General features: G+C 31.8%; 16 protein-coding genes. All 16 read left to right on the forward strand.

Annotation, left to right across the window (positions count from 1 at the left end; translation table 11 throughout):
• The first annotated feature begins 3 nt into the window (after nucleotides 1-3).
• The 16 genes from glmL to trxA all read left to right on the forward strand — a co-directional run bounded on the left by glmL (nucleotide 4) and on the right by trxA (nucleotide 15,598).
• Nucleotides 4-1,392, forward strand: coding sequence for a methylaspartate mutase accessory protein GlmL (gene glmL / locus JOC70_RS05475; RefSeq protein ID WP_204597890.1), 1,389 nt, complete (start codon nucleotides 4-6; stop codon nucleotides 1,390-1,392).
• A gap of 15 nt (nucleotides 1,393-1,407) precedes the next feature.
• Complete coding sequence (locus tag JOC70_RS05480) at nucleotides 1,408-2,856, forward strand: methylaspartate mutase subunit E (protein WP_204597891.1); 1,449 nt, start codon at nucleotides 1,408-1,410, stop codon at nucleotides 2,854-2,856.
• Between the two features lie 143 nt (nucleotides 2,857-2,999).
• Complete coding sequence (locus tag JOC70_RS05485; RefSeq protein ID WP_035306529.1) at nucleotides 3,000-4,241, forward strand: methylaspartate ammonia-lyase; 1,242 nt, start codon at nucleotides 3,000-3,002, stop codon at nucleotides 4,239-4,241.
• Nucleotides 4,242-4,390: 149 nt separating this feature from the next.
• On the forward strand, nucleotides 4,391-5,233 hold the full coding sequence (locus JOC70_RS05490; protein WP_035306628.1) for a fumarate hydratase: 843 nt from the start codon (nucleotides 4,391-4,393) through the stop codon (nucleotides 5,231-5,233).
• 13 nt (nucleotides 5,234-5,246) lie between these two features.
• Nucleotides 5,247-5,804 carry a Fe-S-containing hydro-lyase gene (locus JOC70_RS05495; RefSeq protein WP_035306532.1) on the forward strand — a complete coding sequence of 186 codons (558 nt, stop codon included), beginning with the start codon at nucleotides 5,247-5,249 and terminating at the stop codon, nucleotides 5,802-5,804.
• 78 nt (nucleotides 5,805-5,882) lie between these two features.
• Nucleotides 5,883-6,146: a citrate lyase acyl carrier protein gene (gene citD, locus JOC70_RS05500; protein WP_204597892.1), complete on the forward strand. Its 264-nt coding sequence runs from the start codon at nucleotides 5,883-5,885 to the stop codon at nucleotides 6,144-6,146.
• 40 nt (nucleotides 6,147-6,186) lie between these two features.
• Entirely contained in the window at nucleotides 6,187-7,062 is an 876-nt protein-coding gene (locus JOC70_RS05505; RefSeq protein WP_035306538.1) for an HpcH/HpaI aldolase/citrate lyase family protein, read from the forward strand.
• 43 nt (nucleotides 7,063-7,105) lie between these two features.
• Entirely contained in the window at nucleotides 7,106-8,647 is a 1,542-nt protein-coding gene (citF, locus tag JOC70_RS05510) for a citrate lyase subunit alpha (protein WP_204597893.1), read from the forward strand.
• A 105-nt stretch (nucleotides 8,648-8,752) separates the two neighbouring features.
• Nucleotides 8,753-9,799 (forward strand): [citrate (pro-3S)-lyase] ligase, encoded by a 1,047-nt coding sequence (citC, locus tag JOC70_RS05515; RefSeq protein WP_207755240.1) that lies wholly within the window; start codon nucleotides 8,753-8,755, stop codon nucleotides 9,797-9,799.
• A 1-nt stretch (nucleotide 9,800) separates the two neighbouring features.
• On the forward strand, nucleotides 9,801-10,328 hold the full coding sequence (gene citX, locus JOC70_RS05520) for a citrate lyase holo-[acyl-carrier protein] synthase (RefSeq protein WP_204597894.1): 528 nt from the start codon (nucleotides 9,801-9,803) through the stop codon (nucleotides 10,326-10,328).
• On the forward strand, nucleotides 10,321-11,235 hold the full coding sequence (citG, locus tag JOC70_RS05525; RefSeq protein WP_204597895.1) for a triphosphoribosyl-dephospho-CoA synthase CitG: 915 nt from the start codon (nucleotides 10,321-10,323) through the stop codon (nucleotides 11,233-11,235). Before citX ends, citG begins: the two co-directional genes overlap by 8 nt.
• A gap of 185 nt (nucleotides 11,236-11,420) precedes the next feature.
• Nucleotides 11,421-12,128 (forward strand): tetratricopeptide repeat protein, encoded by a 708-nt coding sequence (locus JOC70_RS05530; RefSeq protein ID WP_243429054.1) that lies wholly within the window; start codon nucleotides 11,421-11,423, stop codon nucleotides 12,126-12,128.
• Between the two features lie 123 nt (nucleotides 12,129-12,251).
• Nucleotides 12,252-12,809, forward strand: a complete 558-nt coding sequence (locus tag JOC70_RS05535; protein WP_204597897.1) for a sigma-70 family RNA polymerase sigma factor — start codon at nucleotides 12,252-12,254, stop codon at nucleotides 12,807-12,809.
• The gene (locus JOC70_RS05540; RefSeq protein ID WP_204597898.1) at nucleotides 12,806-13,825 is read left to right on the forward strand and encodes a DUF4652 domain-containing protein; all 1,020 of its coding nucleotides are present in this window, start codon (nucleotides 12,806-12,808) and stop codon (nucleotides 13,823-13,825) included. The genes JOC70_RS05535 and JOC70_RS05540 overlap by 4 nt, the downstream gene beginning before the upstream one ends.
• Nucleotides 13,826-13,908: 83 nt before the next feature.
• Nucleotides 13,909-15,177: a tol-pal system YbgF family protein gene (locus JOC70_RS05545; protein ID WP_204597899.1), complete on the forward strand. Its 1,269-nt coding sequence runs from the start codon at nucleotides 13,909-13,911 to the stop codon at nucleotides 15,175-15,177.
• 103 nt (nucleotides 15,178-15,280) lie between these two features.
• Nucleotides 15,281-15,598, forward strand: a complete 318-nt coding sequence (gene trxA / locus JOC70_RS05550) for a thioredoxin (protein ID WP_204597900.1) — start codon at nucleotides 15,281-15,283, stop codon at nucleotides 15,596-15,598.
• The last annotated feature ends 2 nt before the right edge of the window (nucleotides 15,599-15,600 follow it).

The raw sequence follows: 15,600 nt of genomic DNA on the forward strand, positions 1-15,600 counted from the left end.
AAGGTGGATGCTTATTTATTATTGGATTTTGGTAGCACATATACAAAGTTAACTGCTGTTGATATAGAAAATGAAGAAATACTAGCTACAGCTAAGGATATTACAACTGTAGAAAGTGATATAATGATTGGCTTTAATAAAGCTTATGATAATCTTATGTCTCAATTAGAGGGTAAGGAAGTAAACTTTATTGAAAAGCTTGCATGTTCTTCAGCAGCTGGGGGCTTAAAGATGATTGCTATAGGTTTGGTGCCAGAACTTACAGCTGAAGCGGCTAAAAGAGCAGCTTTAGGTGCAGGAGCAAGAGTATTAAATGTATATAGTTATGATTTGACTTCCAGGGAAATGGAGGAAATAAAGAATTCTAACTTAGATATAATACTTTTAGCAGGTGGTACTAACGGTGGCAACAAAGAGTGCATAATCCATAATGCCAAAATGATTGCAGAACATGGTATTAAACTTCCAGTGGTTGTAGCAGGAAATAAAGTAGCTAGTGATGAAATAGCTGAAATATTCGATAAAGCAGGTATATTATATAGAATCACTGAAAATGTAATGCCTAAACTTAATGTATTAAATGTAGAACCTGCAAGAGAAGAAATAAGACAGATATTTATGAAAAGAATAGTAGAAGCAAAAGGCATGAAAAGTGCTGAAGGCTTTATAAATGGGATATTAATGCCAACTCCTGCAGCAGTTTTAAAAGCAGCTAGAGTTCTAGCTGAAGGAACTGATAAGGAAGATGGATTAGGGGACATTGTGGTAGTAGATATTGGTGGTGCAACTACAGATATTCATTCTATCAGCGATGGTGAACCAACTAAGCCAGGAGTGACATTAAGAGGGTTACAGGAACCTTTTGCAAAGAGAACAGTAGAGGGAGACTTAGGTATGAGATACTCCGCAGTTTCTCTTTGGGAGGCAGCAGGTACTCGTAAGGTTCAAAAGTATCTCTGCGATGACAGTATAGATGTAGAAGCTTCTTGTAGGCATAGGTCAGCTAACATAAGAATGGTTCCTCAAACTGAAGAAGAAATAAAGTTTGATGAGGCCATGGGAATGGTTGCCACTGATTTAGCTATGGAAAGACATGTTGGATATATTGAAAGCATGTATACTCCTATGGGTGTTGTATATAGTCAAATAGGAAAAGACCTTTTAAGGACTAAATACATGATAGGTACTGGAGGGGTATTAGTTCATAGTAAAAATGCAGCAGGTATATTAAAAGCAGGAGCGTTTGATATGGCTGATCCAACGCACTTAAAACCTGAAAATCCTGATTTTTATTTAGATAAAACATATATACTTTCTGCAATGGGATTACTTGCAGAAAAAAAACCTGATATAGCAATTAGAATAATGAAAAAATATTTAGTTAAAGTTTGATAGGAGGGAATTTTCGTGGAACTTAGAAATAAAAGATGGACTGATGAACAGTTTTTTAGCGAAAGAGAAGAAGTTTTAAAACAGTGGCCAACTGGTAAAGACGTAGATTTACAAGAGGCTGTGGATTACTTAAAGAAAGTGCCAACAGAAAAGAATTTTGCTGACAAATTAGTTAGAGCAAAAGAAGCTGGAATAACAATGGCTCAGCCAAGAGCAGGTGTTGCATTACTAGATGAACACATAGCTTTATTACAGCATTTACAAAATGAAGGTGGAGCAGACTTCTTACCATCCACAATAGATGCTTACACTAGACAAAATAGATATGAAGAATGTGAAATTGGTATACAGGAAAGCTTAAAAGCAGGAAGATCATTACTTAATGGATTCCCAGCTGTTAACCATGGAGTTGCAGGTTGTAGAAAAGTTCTAGAAGGAGTAAATATACCATTACAGGCTAGACACGGTACACCAGATGGAAGATTACTTGCTGAAATAACTCATGCAGGTGGATACACTTCAAATGAAGGTGGCGGTATTTCTTACAACATACCATATGCTAAATCTGTTTCAATAGAAAAGACATTATTAGATTGGCAGTACTGTGATAGACTTGTTGGTTTCTATGAAGAACAAGGAGTTCACATAAACAGAGAACCATTTGGACCATTAACAGGAACTTTAGTTCCACCATCAATGTCCAATGCTGTTGCAATTACAGAAGCTTTACTTGCTGCTGAGCAGGGAGTTAAGAACATAACTGTTGGATATGGTGAGTGTGGAAACATGATCCAAGATATAGCTGCTTTAAGATCATTAGAAGAGCAGACAAATGAATACTTAAAAGCTTATGGATACAATGATGTATTTGTAACTACAGTATTCCATCAGTGGATGGGTGGATTCCCACAAGATGAATCCAAGGCATTTGGTGTTATAGTTACAGCTACAACAATAGCTGCACTAGCAGGAGCGACTAAAATAATAGTTAAAACTCCACACGAAGCTATTGGTATCCCAACTAAAGAAGCGAATGCTGCAGGTATAAAAGCTACAAAGATGGCATTAAACATGTTAGAAGGACAGAGAATGCCAATGTCAAAAGAATTAGAAGCAGAAATGAATCTTATCAAAGCTGAAACTAAGTGCATACTTGACAAAATGTTTGAACTTGGAAATGGTGATTTAGCAGTTGGTACTGTTAAAGCATTTGAAACTGGAGTAATGGATATTCCATTCGGACCAAGCAAATACAATGCAGGTAAGATGATGCCAGTTAGAGATAACTTAGGATGCGTAAGATACTTAGAATTTGGTAACATTCCATTTACTGAAGAAATAAAGAACTTCAACAGAGAAAAACTTCAGGAAAGAGCTAAAGTTGAAGGTAGAGATGTAAGCTTCCAGATGGTTATCGACGATATATTTGCAGTTGGTAAAGGAAGACTTATAGGAAGACCTTAATTAATATAATTAATCTCTTCTGATATATTATTAATATTGTTTATTACCACATTAGCTGTTGATAGCGAGACTATCAACGGCGAATGTGGATTAAAATGCATAAAATATAAATAATAAAAAAATAAAAAGGACAGGTGAATATTATGAAAATTGTTGACGTAATCTGTACCCCAGGTTTAACTGGTTTCTACTTTGATGACCAGAGAGCAATAAAAAAGGGAGCAGGACATGATGGCTTTACTTACACTGGAGACACTGTAACAGAAGGATTTACTCAAGTAAGACAAAAAGGTGAATCAATCTCTGTTATGTTTATTCTTGAAGATGGTCAAGTTTCACACGGAGATTGTGCTGCTGTTCAGTATTCAGGAGCAGGCGGAAGAGATCCATTATTCTTAGCTCAAGATTTCATACCTGTTATAGAAAAAGAAATAGCTCCAAAATTAATTGGAAGAGAAATAACAAGCTTTAAAGCAATGGCTGAAGAGTTTGATAAAATGACTGTTAATGGCAATAGATTACATACTGCTATAAGATACGGTATATCTCAAGCTATACTTGATGCAGTAGCTAAAACACAAAAATTAACTATGGCTGAAGTTATAAGAAATGAATATAACCCAGGTGCAGAATTACTACCAGTTGCAGTATTTGCTCAATCTGGTGATGATAGATATGACAACGTTGATAAAATGATCATAAAAGAAGCAGATGTATTACCACATGCTTTAATAAATCACGTTGAAGAAAAATTAGGTGCTAAAGGAGAAAAGCTTCTTGAGTACGTTAAATGGTTAAGAGACAGAATAATAAAATTAAGAGTTAGAGAAGACTACGCTCCAATATTCCACATCGACGTATATGGAACAATTGGTGCTGCATTCGATGTTAATATAAAAGCTATGGCTGATTACATCGAAACTTTAGCAGAAGCTGCTAACCCATTCCACTTAAGAATCGAAGGACCAATGGACGTTGAAGATAGACAAAAACAAATGGAAGCTATGAGAGACTTAAGAGCAGAATTAGACGGAAGAGGATTATCCGTAGAATTAGTTGCTGATGAATGGTGTAACACAGTTGAAGACGTTAAATTCTTCACTGATAACAAAGCTGGACACATGGTTCAGATCAAAACTCCAGACCTTGGTGGAGTTAACAATATAGCTGATGCTATAATGTACTGTAAAGCAAACGGTATGGGAGCATACTGTGGAGGAACTTGTAACGAAACTAACAGATCCGCAGAAGTTACTACTAACATAGGTATAGCTTGTGGAGCTAAGCAGGTTCTTGCTAAACCAGGTATGGGTGTTGACGAAGGAATGATGATCGTTAAAAACGAAATGAACAGAGTTTTAGCTTTAGCTGGAAGAAGAAAATAATTATATAAAGTTACACAATTAAGATACGAAAAGGCGGTTTAATGTAAACTGCCTTTTCGACTATAAAGGATCAATTTATAATATTTTGAAGGGAGGCATTTATCTAGCAAGTAATGAAAAAATGTACTTGCCTGGTAAATAATTACGATATGAAAGAAGTACATGTTTCTGATATTACAAAAAACATAAAACAATTATGTATAGATGCTAACTACTATCTTCCAGAGGATGTTAAGAAGAAGTTAGAAGAATATTATGCAAGTGAAAAATGGGAAATGGCAAAGGGTATACTTGGTAAGATATTAACAAATGTTGAAATATCTAAAAATGAAGATATGCCAGCTTGCCAAGATACAGGTATGGCTTGTATATTTGTAGAAATGGGTCAAGACGTACATATTGTAGGTGGAAATCTTGAAGATGCAATAAATGAAGGCGTAAGACAAGGATATTCTGAAGGATACTTAAGAAAATCTGTTGTAAATGACCCAATTGAAAGAATAAATACAAAAGATAACACTCCAGCAATAATATACTATGATATAGTTCCAGGAGATAAATTAAAAATTACTGTTGCTCCTAAGGGATTTGGTTCTGAAAACATGAGCCAATTAAAAATGTTAAAACCTGCTGATGGATTACAGGGAGTAAAGGATTTTGTATTAAAAGTAGTTAAAGATGCAGGTCCAAATCCATGTCCACCAATCGTTGTAGGAATAGGTGTAGGTGGAACATTTGATAAGGCTGCTAATATGGCTAAAAAAGCATTAATGAGATCCTTAGATGAAGAAAATCCAAATCCTTTCTATGCAAAGTTAGAAAAGGAATTATTAGAAGAAGTTAACGCATTAGGAATAGGACCACAAGGTTTTGGTGGACTTACAACAGCTATTGCAGTTAATATAGAAAGCTATGCAACTCATATAGCAGGATTACCTGTAGCAGTAAATATAAACTGCCATGTTACAAGACATAAGAGTGTAGAGTTTTAGGGGGGAGAAATAAATGGATATAAGAATCACAACTCCATTAACAGCAGAAAAAGTTAAGGATTTAAAAGCAGGGGATTCAGTACTTCTTACTGGAGTTATATATACTTCAAGAGATGCTGGTCATAAAAGATTAGTTGATTTATTAGATAAAGGCGAAGAATTACCAGTTGATCTTAAAGATCAAATAATATACTATGTTGGACCAACACCTGCAAAGCCAGGTCAGCCAATAGGATCAGCAGGCCCAACTACAAGTTATAGAATGGACCCATATGCTCCAAGACTTTTAGATGTAGGTTTAAAGGGAATGATTGGAAAAGGATTAAGATCACAAGAAGTTGTAGATGCTATAAAGAGAAATACTGGAGTTTATTTTGCAGCAATAGGCGGAGCAGCAGCTTTAATGGGAAAATCAGTTAAAAAGGCTGAAATAGTTGCTTATGAAGATCTAGGAGCTGAAGCATTAAGAAGATTAGAAGTAGAAGATCTTCCAGTTGTTGTTGTTATAGATAGCGAAGGTAATAACTTATATGAAATGGGACAACAAGCATACTTAAATAGCTTAAAGTAATTTAAATTGATAGTTGAAACTGAAGATTTTAAAAGTCTTCAGTTTTAACTGTTGGTTTTAGAAAGGAAGGTAAAAATAATGAAAATAAATAAGGTAGCTAAAGCTGGAACGTTGGAATCAAATGATGCTCTTATCATGATAATACCAAATGATAATACAGGAGTAGAAATTGAAATAGAAAGTATAGTTATGAAACAATTTGGAGAACAAATAAAGAAAGTTATATCAGAAAAGGCAACTGAATTAGAACTTGATGGAGTTAAAATACAGGTTCAAGATAAGGGAGCTCTTGATTACACATTAAAAGCAAGACTTGCAACTGCTGTAGCAAGAGCACAATAATTCACAATATGCTTAAAAAAGAATTTGAGGTGAAGTTACTATGAAAAAATTAAGAAGAACTATGTTATTCATGCCTGGTAATAATCCTGGAATGCTTCAAAATGCCCCTATTTTAGGAGCAGATGCTGTTATTCTAGACTTAGAAGATGCTGTTAGCTTAACTGAAAAAGATGCAGCTAGAGAATTAGTTAAAGGAGCTATAAAGACAGTAGACTATTCAAAAGTTGAATTAGTAGTTAGAATAAATCCTTTAGATACTGAATTTGGACCAACAGATTTAGAAGCTATGGCAAGAGTTAAGCCAGATACTATATTAGTACCAAAGGCAACAAGAGAACAGCTTATTGAAGCTGATGCAATAATTACTAAAATAGAAGAAGAAGAAGGATTTGAAAAAGGAAGCATTAATTTATTTGGTCTTATAGAAACTGCTTATGGATTAGAAACTGTATATGATGTTGCTACAGCTACTCCAAGACTAGTAGGATTACTTTTAGGAGCAGAAGATTTAACTTCAGACTTTGGAATAAAGAGAACTAAAGAAAGTGAAGAAATTTCTTATGCAAGAAACAGATTCTCCGCGGCTTGTAGAGCAGCAAGAATAGATGCAATAGATACACCATTTACTGATACAAATGATTATGAAGGATTAAGACTTGATACAATGAAGGCTAAATCAATAGGATTTACAGGAAAGGCTTCTATAAACCCAAGACAAGTAGATACTATTCACTCAGTATTTAATCCAACTGAAGCTGAAATTAAGTATGCAATAAGAGTTCTTGAAGCAAGAGATGAAGCTTTTGCAAAGGGCCTTGGAGTATTCTCCTTAGATGGAAAAATGATAGATGCACCTGTTATAAATAGAGCAATAACAACTGTTGAGTTAGCTAAGAGATTAGGACTTATAAGATAATCTCAAGTTAAATGTAATATAAATAATAAAGCGAGGGATTAAGATGAAAAATGTGCTTGGTAGAGAACTACCAGATTATATAGAAGGTTACGGTGAAATAAAGCCATTTGAAGGCGCTTTTGAAAATTGTGGAGTAGTAGAAAAAAGATCAATGAAAGTTAAAAGCGTAACTCCAGGAGAAGATAAAGTATTAGCTAGCATTGAAGAAGCTTTAGACAAAGTAGAAATAAAGGATGGTATGACAATTTCCTTCCACCATCATTTAAGAAATGGTGACTTTGTTTTAAACATGGTAATGCATGCAATAGCTAAAAGAGGAATTAAGGATATAACTATAGCTGCAAGTTCTATATTCCCAATACATGAACCACTTGTAGAATATATGAAGAGTGGAGTTGTAACAGGAATATATGCAAACTATATGTCAGGCCCTGTAGCTCAGGCTATATCAAAGGGATACTTAAAGAAACCAGCTGTTATGATGACTCATGGTGGAAGACCAAGAGCTATGGAATCTGGAGATTTACATGTTGATGTAGCATTTATTGCTGCTCCAACTGCTGATACATATGGTAACTTAAATGGAGTTCAAGGACCATCTGCTTGTGGTACTTTAGGATACGCTGTTACTGATGCGGAATTTGCAGATAAGGTAGTAGCTATTACTGATAATTTAGTTGCATATCCAGCATGCCCTATAGATATTACACAGATATATGTAGATTATGTTGTAAAAGTTGATTCTATAGGAAATCCAGCAGGAATAGTTTCTGGAACAACAAAAATAACTAAAGATCCTGTAGGATTAAAGATAGCAAAAATGGCAACTGAAGTTATAGAAGCATCAGGATTAATTAAAGATGGTTTATCATTCCAAACAGGTGCAGGTGGTACATCTCTTGCAGTTGCAGCGGAATTAAAAGAAATAATGAAAGCTAAAGGTGTAGTAGGAAGCTTCGCAGCTGGTGGAGTTACTGGATACATTGTAGAAATGTTTGAAGAAGGATTATTCAAGAACATATTTGATGTACAGTGCTTTGACTTAAAAGCAGCTGAATCTTATACTAAAAACCCAGGACATATGGCAATGTCAGCTTCCATGTATGGTAACCCACACAATAAGGGTGCAGTTGTAAATAACTTAGATGTTATGATACTTGGCGCTACAGAAATAGATACTAACTTTAATGTTAACGTAACAACTGGATCAGATGGAGTAATAATGGGTGGTTCAGGTGGACACAGCGATACTGCTGCAGGTTCAAAACTTGCTATAATAGTTACAAACCTTGTAAAAGCAAGATTACCAATCATTAAGGATAAAGTTACAACAGTTACAACTCCAGGTGAAAGCATAGACGTTTTAGTAACAGAAAGAGGAATAGCTGTTAATCCAAAGAGACAAGACTTAATAGAAAAATTAAAAGAAACTAATCTTCCTGTAATGACTATAGAAGAATTAAAAGAAGTAGCTGAAAAGATGACAGGAAAACCAGAAGCAATAAAAACAACTGATGAAGTTGTAGCTATAATCGAATACAGAGACGGTACTGTAATTGATGTAGTTAAAAAGCCTTTAGAATAGTATAAAAATAAGGACTGCATTTGGCAGTCCTTATTTTTTATTTAAAATTAATAGGGTATAATAATATATAGCTAAATAAAAAAACTGTAATAGGAGTAGATTTAAATGATATATGGTTTAAACTTACATAATATAAACTTGAAAAATGAAGAAGAAAGAAAAAGAGTACATAATTTTTTAGAAAGTTTTGAACTTAAATTAGATGATGATGTAGATTATACTTTGGTTATGGAAATTGAAGGAGAGATAAAAGCAACTTGTTCAAAAGCAAAAAACATTTTCAAATGTTTTGCTGTATCAGATGATCTAAGGGGAGAAAATGTTACATCTACGCTTATCACATCCTTAATAGATAAATCTTTTGAAGAAGGAATATATCATAACTTTATATTTACAAAGCCAGATAAGAAGGAAGTATTTAAATCTCTTAGCTTTAAAGTATTATATGAAGCACAGGATGCAGTGTTTCTAGAGTATGGAATATATGATATAAATAAGTCTTTAAATAAAATCAAGGAAAAATATAATATAAATGACTCTATAGAAAAGGGAGCATTGGTAATGAATTGTAACCCTTTTACTTTAGGTCATAGATATTTAATTGAAGAAGCTTCAAAGGCATGTAAAGAAGTAATTGTGTTTATAGTTGAAGAAGATAAATCCTTATTTCCATTTGAGTTTAGATATAATTTAGTTAAAGAAGGCACAAAGGATTTAGAAAACGTAAAGGTTGTTCCAGGAGGAGAATATATAATATCCTCTGCTACATTTCCTACATATTTCATAAGAGAAGATGACACAAGGTCAAGGGCTCATGGGGAAATTGATGCAGGTATATTTGGAAAGTATTTTGGAGAAAAGTTTAATATTAAAAAAAGATTTGTAGGAGAAGAGCCTTATGATGAGGTAACTCGTGCTTATAATGAAGCTTTGAAGAGTACACTACCAAACCATGGCATAGAGCTTATAGAAATAAAGAGAAAGGAACAAGGTGGAAGTTTTATTAGTGCTTCTAGGGTAAGAGAACTTATAAGAACTGATAGATTAGATGAAATAAAAGACTTAGTACCTAAAGTGACTTTTGAATTTTTAAAATCTGAAAAGGGGAAAGAGATAGGCGAGAAAATAAAAAACACCAAATCTCGACACTAAGATGAAAAATTATAATGCTTTAGATATTTTAAATGCAAGAGAAGAAAGAGTTTATTTAATAGAAGAGCTTATAAAGAAATATTCTTTACCAATTATATGTCTAAGAATAAATTATCCAGGAGAAATCAAGAATAATGATCTTACCTCTAATATATCGAAAGTATTAAGAGACGAAATTTTTAATGTTTTTAGGGATTATGTCCTATATGAGGATTTTAAGATTACTGCTGAAGGGCCATTATTAATACTAGTGATAAATAATGATGCTTTGATGATAAAGAAAAAAACTATAGAACTTGAAGAAAATCATTTGCTTGGAAGACTTGGAGATATAGATGTATATGATAAGGATGGGAATGGAATAAGTAGAAAAGACTTGGGATATCCATCAAGAAAATGTTTTATATGTAGTGATATGGCACAAAATTGTGTAAGAGCTCAAAGACATTCAATAGATGAAGTAATAAAATTTATACAAAAAAGATACATAAAATATCTAAACAAAGAAGCGGAGAAAACAAATGAGTAAGGATTTTAATATTCATGAAGCTGCATTTGATATAAGCAGTTTTGCAATACAATCAATGCTTTATGAAGTAGCCTGTGCTCCTTCACCGGGGCTTGTATCTGTAATATCAACGGGTGCTCATAATGACATGGATCATTATACATTTATAGATAGCACTTGTGCCTTAATAAAATACTTGACTTTATGTGTAGAAGAGGGGTTTTCTTCTAAGAACTCAAGAGAATTATTAAAATATATTCGTCCTATAGGAATAGAGGGAGAAAAGCAGATGTTTAAAAAGACATCTGGGATAAATACGCATAAGGGTATGCTATTTTTAATGGGCATAGCATGCGTTGCTACAGGAAAGGCGATTCACGATAAAAGGCAATTTGCAGATATTCCTGGGATAATTAAAGATATGTGTGAAGGTTTAGTTGAAAAGGAGCTTTATCCATTAAAAGAGGAAGTGAAAAAATATGGATCATTAGAGGAACTTTCTAGACATAGAAGGCTTTCATATGGAGAAAAACTATATCTCCTTTATAATACAGAAGGTATAAGAGGAGAGGTAGAAAGAGGACTTCCAATAATATTTGAATTTGCGTTAGATTTTTACAAGGAAAATAGTTGTTTAACTCAAAACGACAGATTAGTAAATACTCTCTTAGGAATAATGCAGTATTCAGAAGACTCTAATGTACTTCATAGACACTCTAAGGAGATACTTTCAGAAGTACAGGAAAGAGCAACATATATAATAAGCATTGGTGGCATGAACACTGCAGAGGGAAAACAAGCAATAAGAGATTTAGATATGGATTTTACTAATAGAAGAATAAGCCCAGGGGGAAGTGCAGACCTATTGGCAGTCACTGTGTTTTTTTCACTGGTGAAAGAATACTTTAGTACTAATAATCTGAAGTGAAACAATGTAAGGTTTATTTAAATAGGTAGTCCCTAATCACTAGTCGCTAAGTGCTGTTCAACAGTTAGATATAGCTATTAGTGATTAGGGATTTTTGGTTTACCATTTAAATAATATTATTTTTAGTTTGAAATTAATATATTTGTTTTTGTGTAAAGTAAATTTTTATGTGGGGAGAGTTAAGAATGTGGAGTAAGTTATCCTTAAAAAATAAAGTAATATTTTTTTCAGTGCTTTCTATTGTAAGTGCAATCTTTATATTCAATGGAGAAATAAAAAATAAGATATATATAAGTGATAGTAGTGCAAAAAAAACTGAAGTAGCCGATGATAAAGCCATTTTAAAAAGTGATAAAGGATCAAGTAAAATTGATGAACAAGTTGGTGAAGAAAAAGATAAGGAAAATAAAGAGTTAGAAGAAATTTATGAAAAGGCTTATAAAGCTTTTTTTGATAATAAATATACTGAATCAATTAACTTGGCAAATGAGGTTATAAAAAAAGATAATAGTCATTATAAGTCATATAATATAAAGGGAATTGCACTAGCTTATATGGGAAGTTTTGAAGAAGGAATGAAAAATATAAATAAGGCATTAGAAATAAGTCCTAATTACGGATATGCTAGGTTCAATAAAGCGCTGGCTTATGAATTGTACGATAAATATGATGAGGCTTTGAAATGGTATGATAAAAATTTAGAAGTTGAAAATTATATATGGAGTTATTATGGGAAAGCAAGCATTTATGGAAGAAAAGGTGACGTGAAAAATACCGTAAAATATCTTAAAATAGCAATTGAAATGGATAATGTAGTGAAAGAAGAAGCAAGGGCAGAAAGAGATTTTGATAATGTTAGACAAAGTAAAGAGTTCCAAGAGTTAATAAAGTAGAAAATCGCATAGGTGATTATGGTATAAGTTAATATAAAAATTAGCATTAGAGAATATAACTTAATAAAAATAGCTTCGTATAAATATATGAAAACATGTTTTTAGAAAGGAAGTAATAAGAAAGTGGATGAGGATTTAAGACTTGTAAAGGAAGTATTAAAGGGGAATTTAGATAGTTTTAATATAATTGTAAATAAATATGAAGTATCTATATTAAGGTTTATATATAACCTTATAAAAAATACACAAACAGCTGAAGATATAACTCAAGATGTATTTATAACAGTATATAATAAACTTTATCTTTACAAAAGTGAGTATAAGTTTTCTAACTGGATATTTCAAATAGCAAGAAATAAGTGTATAGATTACATTAGAAAAAATAAGAAAACTGTTGAGGCTAACATAGATGAAATAAAAGAATTAGCATCAAAAGAGACAACGCCACAGGAACTTTTAGAATTTAAAGAGCTGAAGGGGCAGGTGGAGAAGTTTTTATCCTCTTTAGAAGATATAGATAGACAGATAATATTATTGAGATATTCAGGAGAAAACACTACATTTCATGATATAGCACAAATTATGAAAATTAGTGAATCCTCAGTAAAAAGAAGATATTATAACGCAAGGGAAAGATTTAAAAAAAATATTTCTATTCAGGAAAAGAGGTGTAGAGGATGAATTGTAGCATATTTTTGAAAAGATTAGATGATTATATAGAAGATAATTTAAGTATGGATATGAAAATTGCTATGGAAAAGCACTTGGATGAGTGTTCAAGTTGTAAAGCTTATTATGAAGAAGAAGTAAATATAGAAAAAGCATTTAAGGGTGTAATTCAAAACAAGGATATAGTTTTTGGAAGCTGTAGATCCTCTATAATGGATAGCATAGATAAAAGTATGTATGAAAAGAAACTAAGTAAAAGGATGATATTATATTTTAAAAGATATAAATTTATATATAGCACTTGTGCAGCTTTATTAATTGGTTTTATTTCATTAGCCCCATATATATCCAATAAGCTAAATGAATCTGCTGGAGAAAAATTAGCTCAAAATAAAACTGCTAAGAATATAATGTTAAGGAATGATGAGCCTGAAAATTTCATGATGAAAAGTGTAGAAGAAAAAATCCAAGTAAAGCAAGCACCAGATGCAACTCTAACTAAGCCTACAGTTTTTTTAGAAGAAAAATATGTATTTAAAAAAAATAGTTTAGAAAGCAACACAATACCAAGTATGATTTGGAAGGAGTCTCCGGATAAAAAGGTGAGCGCTGCAATAGAAGGTCAAAATATAGAGGGAACTGAAGAAGGAATACATCCTATAATACTCAGGGAAAATGCCACTAAGAAAATATATAAGCTTTCTTTTAAGGATGAATCTATTCAGTATGCTCCAAAGAAATTACAATGGTGGGATGATAAAAATTTACTTGTTATCATAGGATATGGATTTGGGACAATAACTAAGGGAGGAGACTTATTTATTGTTAATATAGATACTGGTAACACATATTCAGTGTATAAAACTCAAGATGATAAAAAGGAAGTAACTGATGTAGAAAAGGTATCAAATAATGATGGAAGTATAGATTTTAAGCTAAAATTAAATGTATATGAAGATGAAAATTATTTAAAATCTCATCTGGAAGAAAAGTTGATAGAAAATTTTCAAGTAGTATATGATAAATAGCTAGAAAGAGAACCTAAAAATTAGGTTCTCTTTTTTAGTTATAATATGTATAATTTAGGTGTGCATATAATAAGGAGGAGTTTATGAAGAAGTCTAATAATTTATATTCTAAGGCAATCAAAAAATATAATAGCGGATATATAGATCATGCTTTAGAATTATGCGAAAAGAGCATAGCTTTAAACATAAATAATGCAGCTGCAATTAATTTAAAGGGACTTTTGCTTTATTTCAAGGGGGACTTAGATAATTCAAGAAGGCTTTGGAAAATGAATTCGCAAATAAATAAGGATAAGATAGCAGGTAGATATTTAGAGGATACGCTAAAGGATAAAGAGAGGTTTAATTTATATAGGGAAGCGCTAGAACTTATAAACAATTTAAACATTAATGAAGCTTACTTAAAATTAAAAAAGTGCTCCGAAAGTGATTTTAATTCCATAAATGTAAATAATCATTTGGCTTTATGCTGTATAAAAAAAGGTAATTATGACATGGGGCTGCAATATTTAAATAAAGTAATACAAATGGATAAAAAGAATAACTTTGCTTTAATGCAGAAAAAATCTTTAAAAAAATATGCAAATAATAATAATTCAATTTCTAGGTATAAAGCAGTTATAATATTATCTATTGTAGTTATTACATTGGGATTTACAATATTAATGAGATTTTTTAATGGTGATAATAAGCCATTATTTTATAAACAGGATAAAATAAAAATTAGTGAAAATGAAATTTATAAAGCAAAGAAAATTGAAATGAAAGAAAATGTTGAACCAAATAACAATAATGATAATAACATAGTAAGGGAAACTCAATTAAAGGAAGAGAAGTTTTCACAGAGTCAATTAAAAGAATTTATTAATAAAAAGGACTTCGAAAATTTACTAAGATATATAGAAAAGTGGAATAACAAAGATTTATCTATTAATGATAAAGCTCTATACAGTAAAGCTAGAGATCTATTAGAAAAGGAAGGAGCACAATATTTCTATAACAAGGGACATGAATATCTAAAAAGTAATAAGTATAAAGAAGCGAAGTATTTTTTAGAAAAAGCTCAAAGCGTGGGTTCTAAGGCATATTTTTTACCAGATACTTTATATATGCTTGGGATTGTTCATGAAAATATGGAGGATATAGAAAAATCAATATATTATTATAGCCTTTATCATAGCAAATATCCAAATGGTGTTTATGAAGATGTAACCTTATATAAATTAGCATTATTATATAAAGATATAGATATCAATAAGTCAAAAAGCTATGCCTCTATATTGGCTAGTAGATTTAAGGATTCAATGTATAATAACTCCCTTATAAAAGAAATACTAAATATGAAAAAATAAGTTTATAACTAATAATTATTATTAAATAGCATTGACTTAGCTGAAAAAGTGATATAAAATTATAATATAAAATACCCTTTGGGGGTATATGGGAGGAGTAAATATGGTAAAAGAAATAAAAGACAACAACTTTCAAGATGAGGTTTTAAAATCAGATATTATAACTGTAGTGGATTTTTGGGCACCTTGGTGTGGACCTTGTAAAATGATTGGACCTGTAATAGATGAAATATCTCAGGAGTTAAAAAATAAGGCTAAGTTTGTAAAGATAAATGTAGATGAGAATCCAAAAGTTTCAAGCCAATACAGAATAGAAAGCATACCAACAGTTCTTGTATTCAAGGGTGGAAAAATAGTTGAAAACTTAATTGGGTTTAGACCAAAACAAGCAATAAAAATGGCTATTGAAAGAAATTTTTAATA

The organism is Clostridium pascui (assembly GCF_016908015.1).
In the GTDB taxonomy this organism is placed as follows: domain Bacteria; phylum Bacillota; class Clostridia; order Clostridiales; family Clostridiaceae; genus Clostridium_AK; species Clostridium_AK pascui.

Excerpts from the sequence above, each read along its gene's own strand:
- JOC70_RS05485 (WP_035306529.1), top strand. The coding sequence starts at position 3,000 with ATGAAAATTGTTGACGTAATCTGTACCCCAGGTTTAACTGGTTTCTAC.
- JOC70_RS05490 (WP_035306628.1), top strand. The coding sequence starts at position 4,391 with ATGAAAGAAGTACATGTTTCTGATATTACAAAAAACATAAAACAATTA.
- JOC70_RS05495 (WP_035306532.1), top strand. The coding sequence starts at position 5,247 with ATGGATATAAGAATCACAACTCCATTAACAGCAGAAAAAGTTAAGGAT.
- citD (WP_204597892.1), top strand. The coding sequence starts at position 5,883 with ATGAAAATAAATAAGGTAGCTAAAGCTGGAACGTTGGAATCAAATGAT.
- JOC70_RS05505 (WP_035306538.1), top strand. The coding sequence starts at position 6,187 with ATGAAAAAATTAAGAAGAACTATGTTATTCATGCCTGGTAATAATCCT.
- citF (WP_204597893.1), top strand. The coding sequence starts at position 7,106 with ATGAAAAATGTGCTTGGTAGAGAACTACCAGATTATATAGAAGGTTAC.
- citC (WP_207755240.1), top strand. The coding sequence starts at position 8,753 with ATGATATATGGTTTAAACTTACATAATATAAACTTGAAAAATGAAGAA.
- citX (WP_204597894.1), top strand. The coding sequence starts at position 9,801 with ATGAAAAATTATAATGCTTTAGATATTTTAAATGCAAGAGAAGAAAGA.
- citG (WP_204597895.1), top strand. The coding sequence starts at position 10,321 with ATGAGTAAGGATTTTAATATTCATGAAGCTGCATTTGATATAAGCAGT.
- JOC70_RS05530 (WP_243429054.1), top strand. The coding sequence starts at position 11,421 with ATGTGGAGTAAGTTATCCTTAAAAAATAAAGTAATATTTTTTTCAGTG.
- JOC70_RS05540 (WP_204597898.1), top strand. The coding sequence starts at position 12,806 with ATGAATTGTAGCATATTTTTGAAAAGATTAGATGATTATATAGAAGAT.
- JOC70_RS05545 (WP_204597899.1), top strand. The coding sequence starts at position 13,909 with ATGAAGAAGTCTAATAATTTATATTCTAAGGCAATCAAAAAATATAAT.
- trxA (WP_204597900.1), top strand. The coding sequence starts at position 15,281 with ATGGTAAAAGAAATAAAAGACAACAACTTTCAAGATGAGGTTTTAAAA.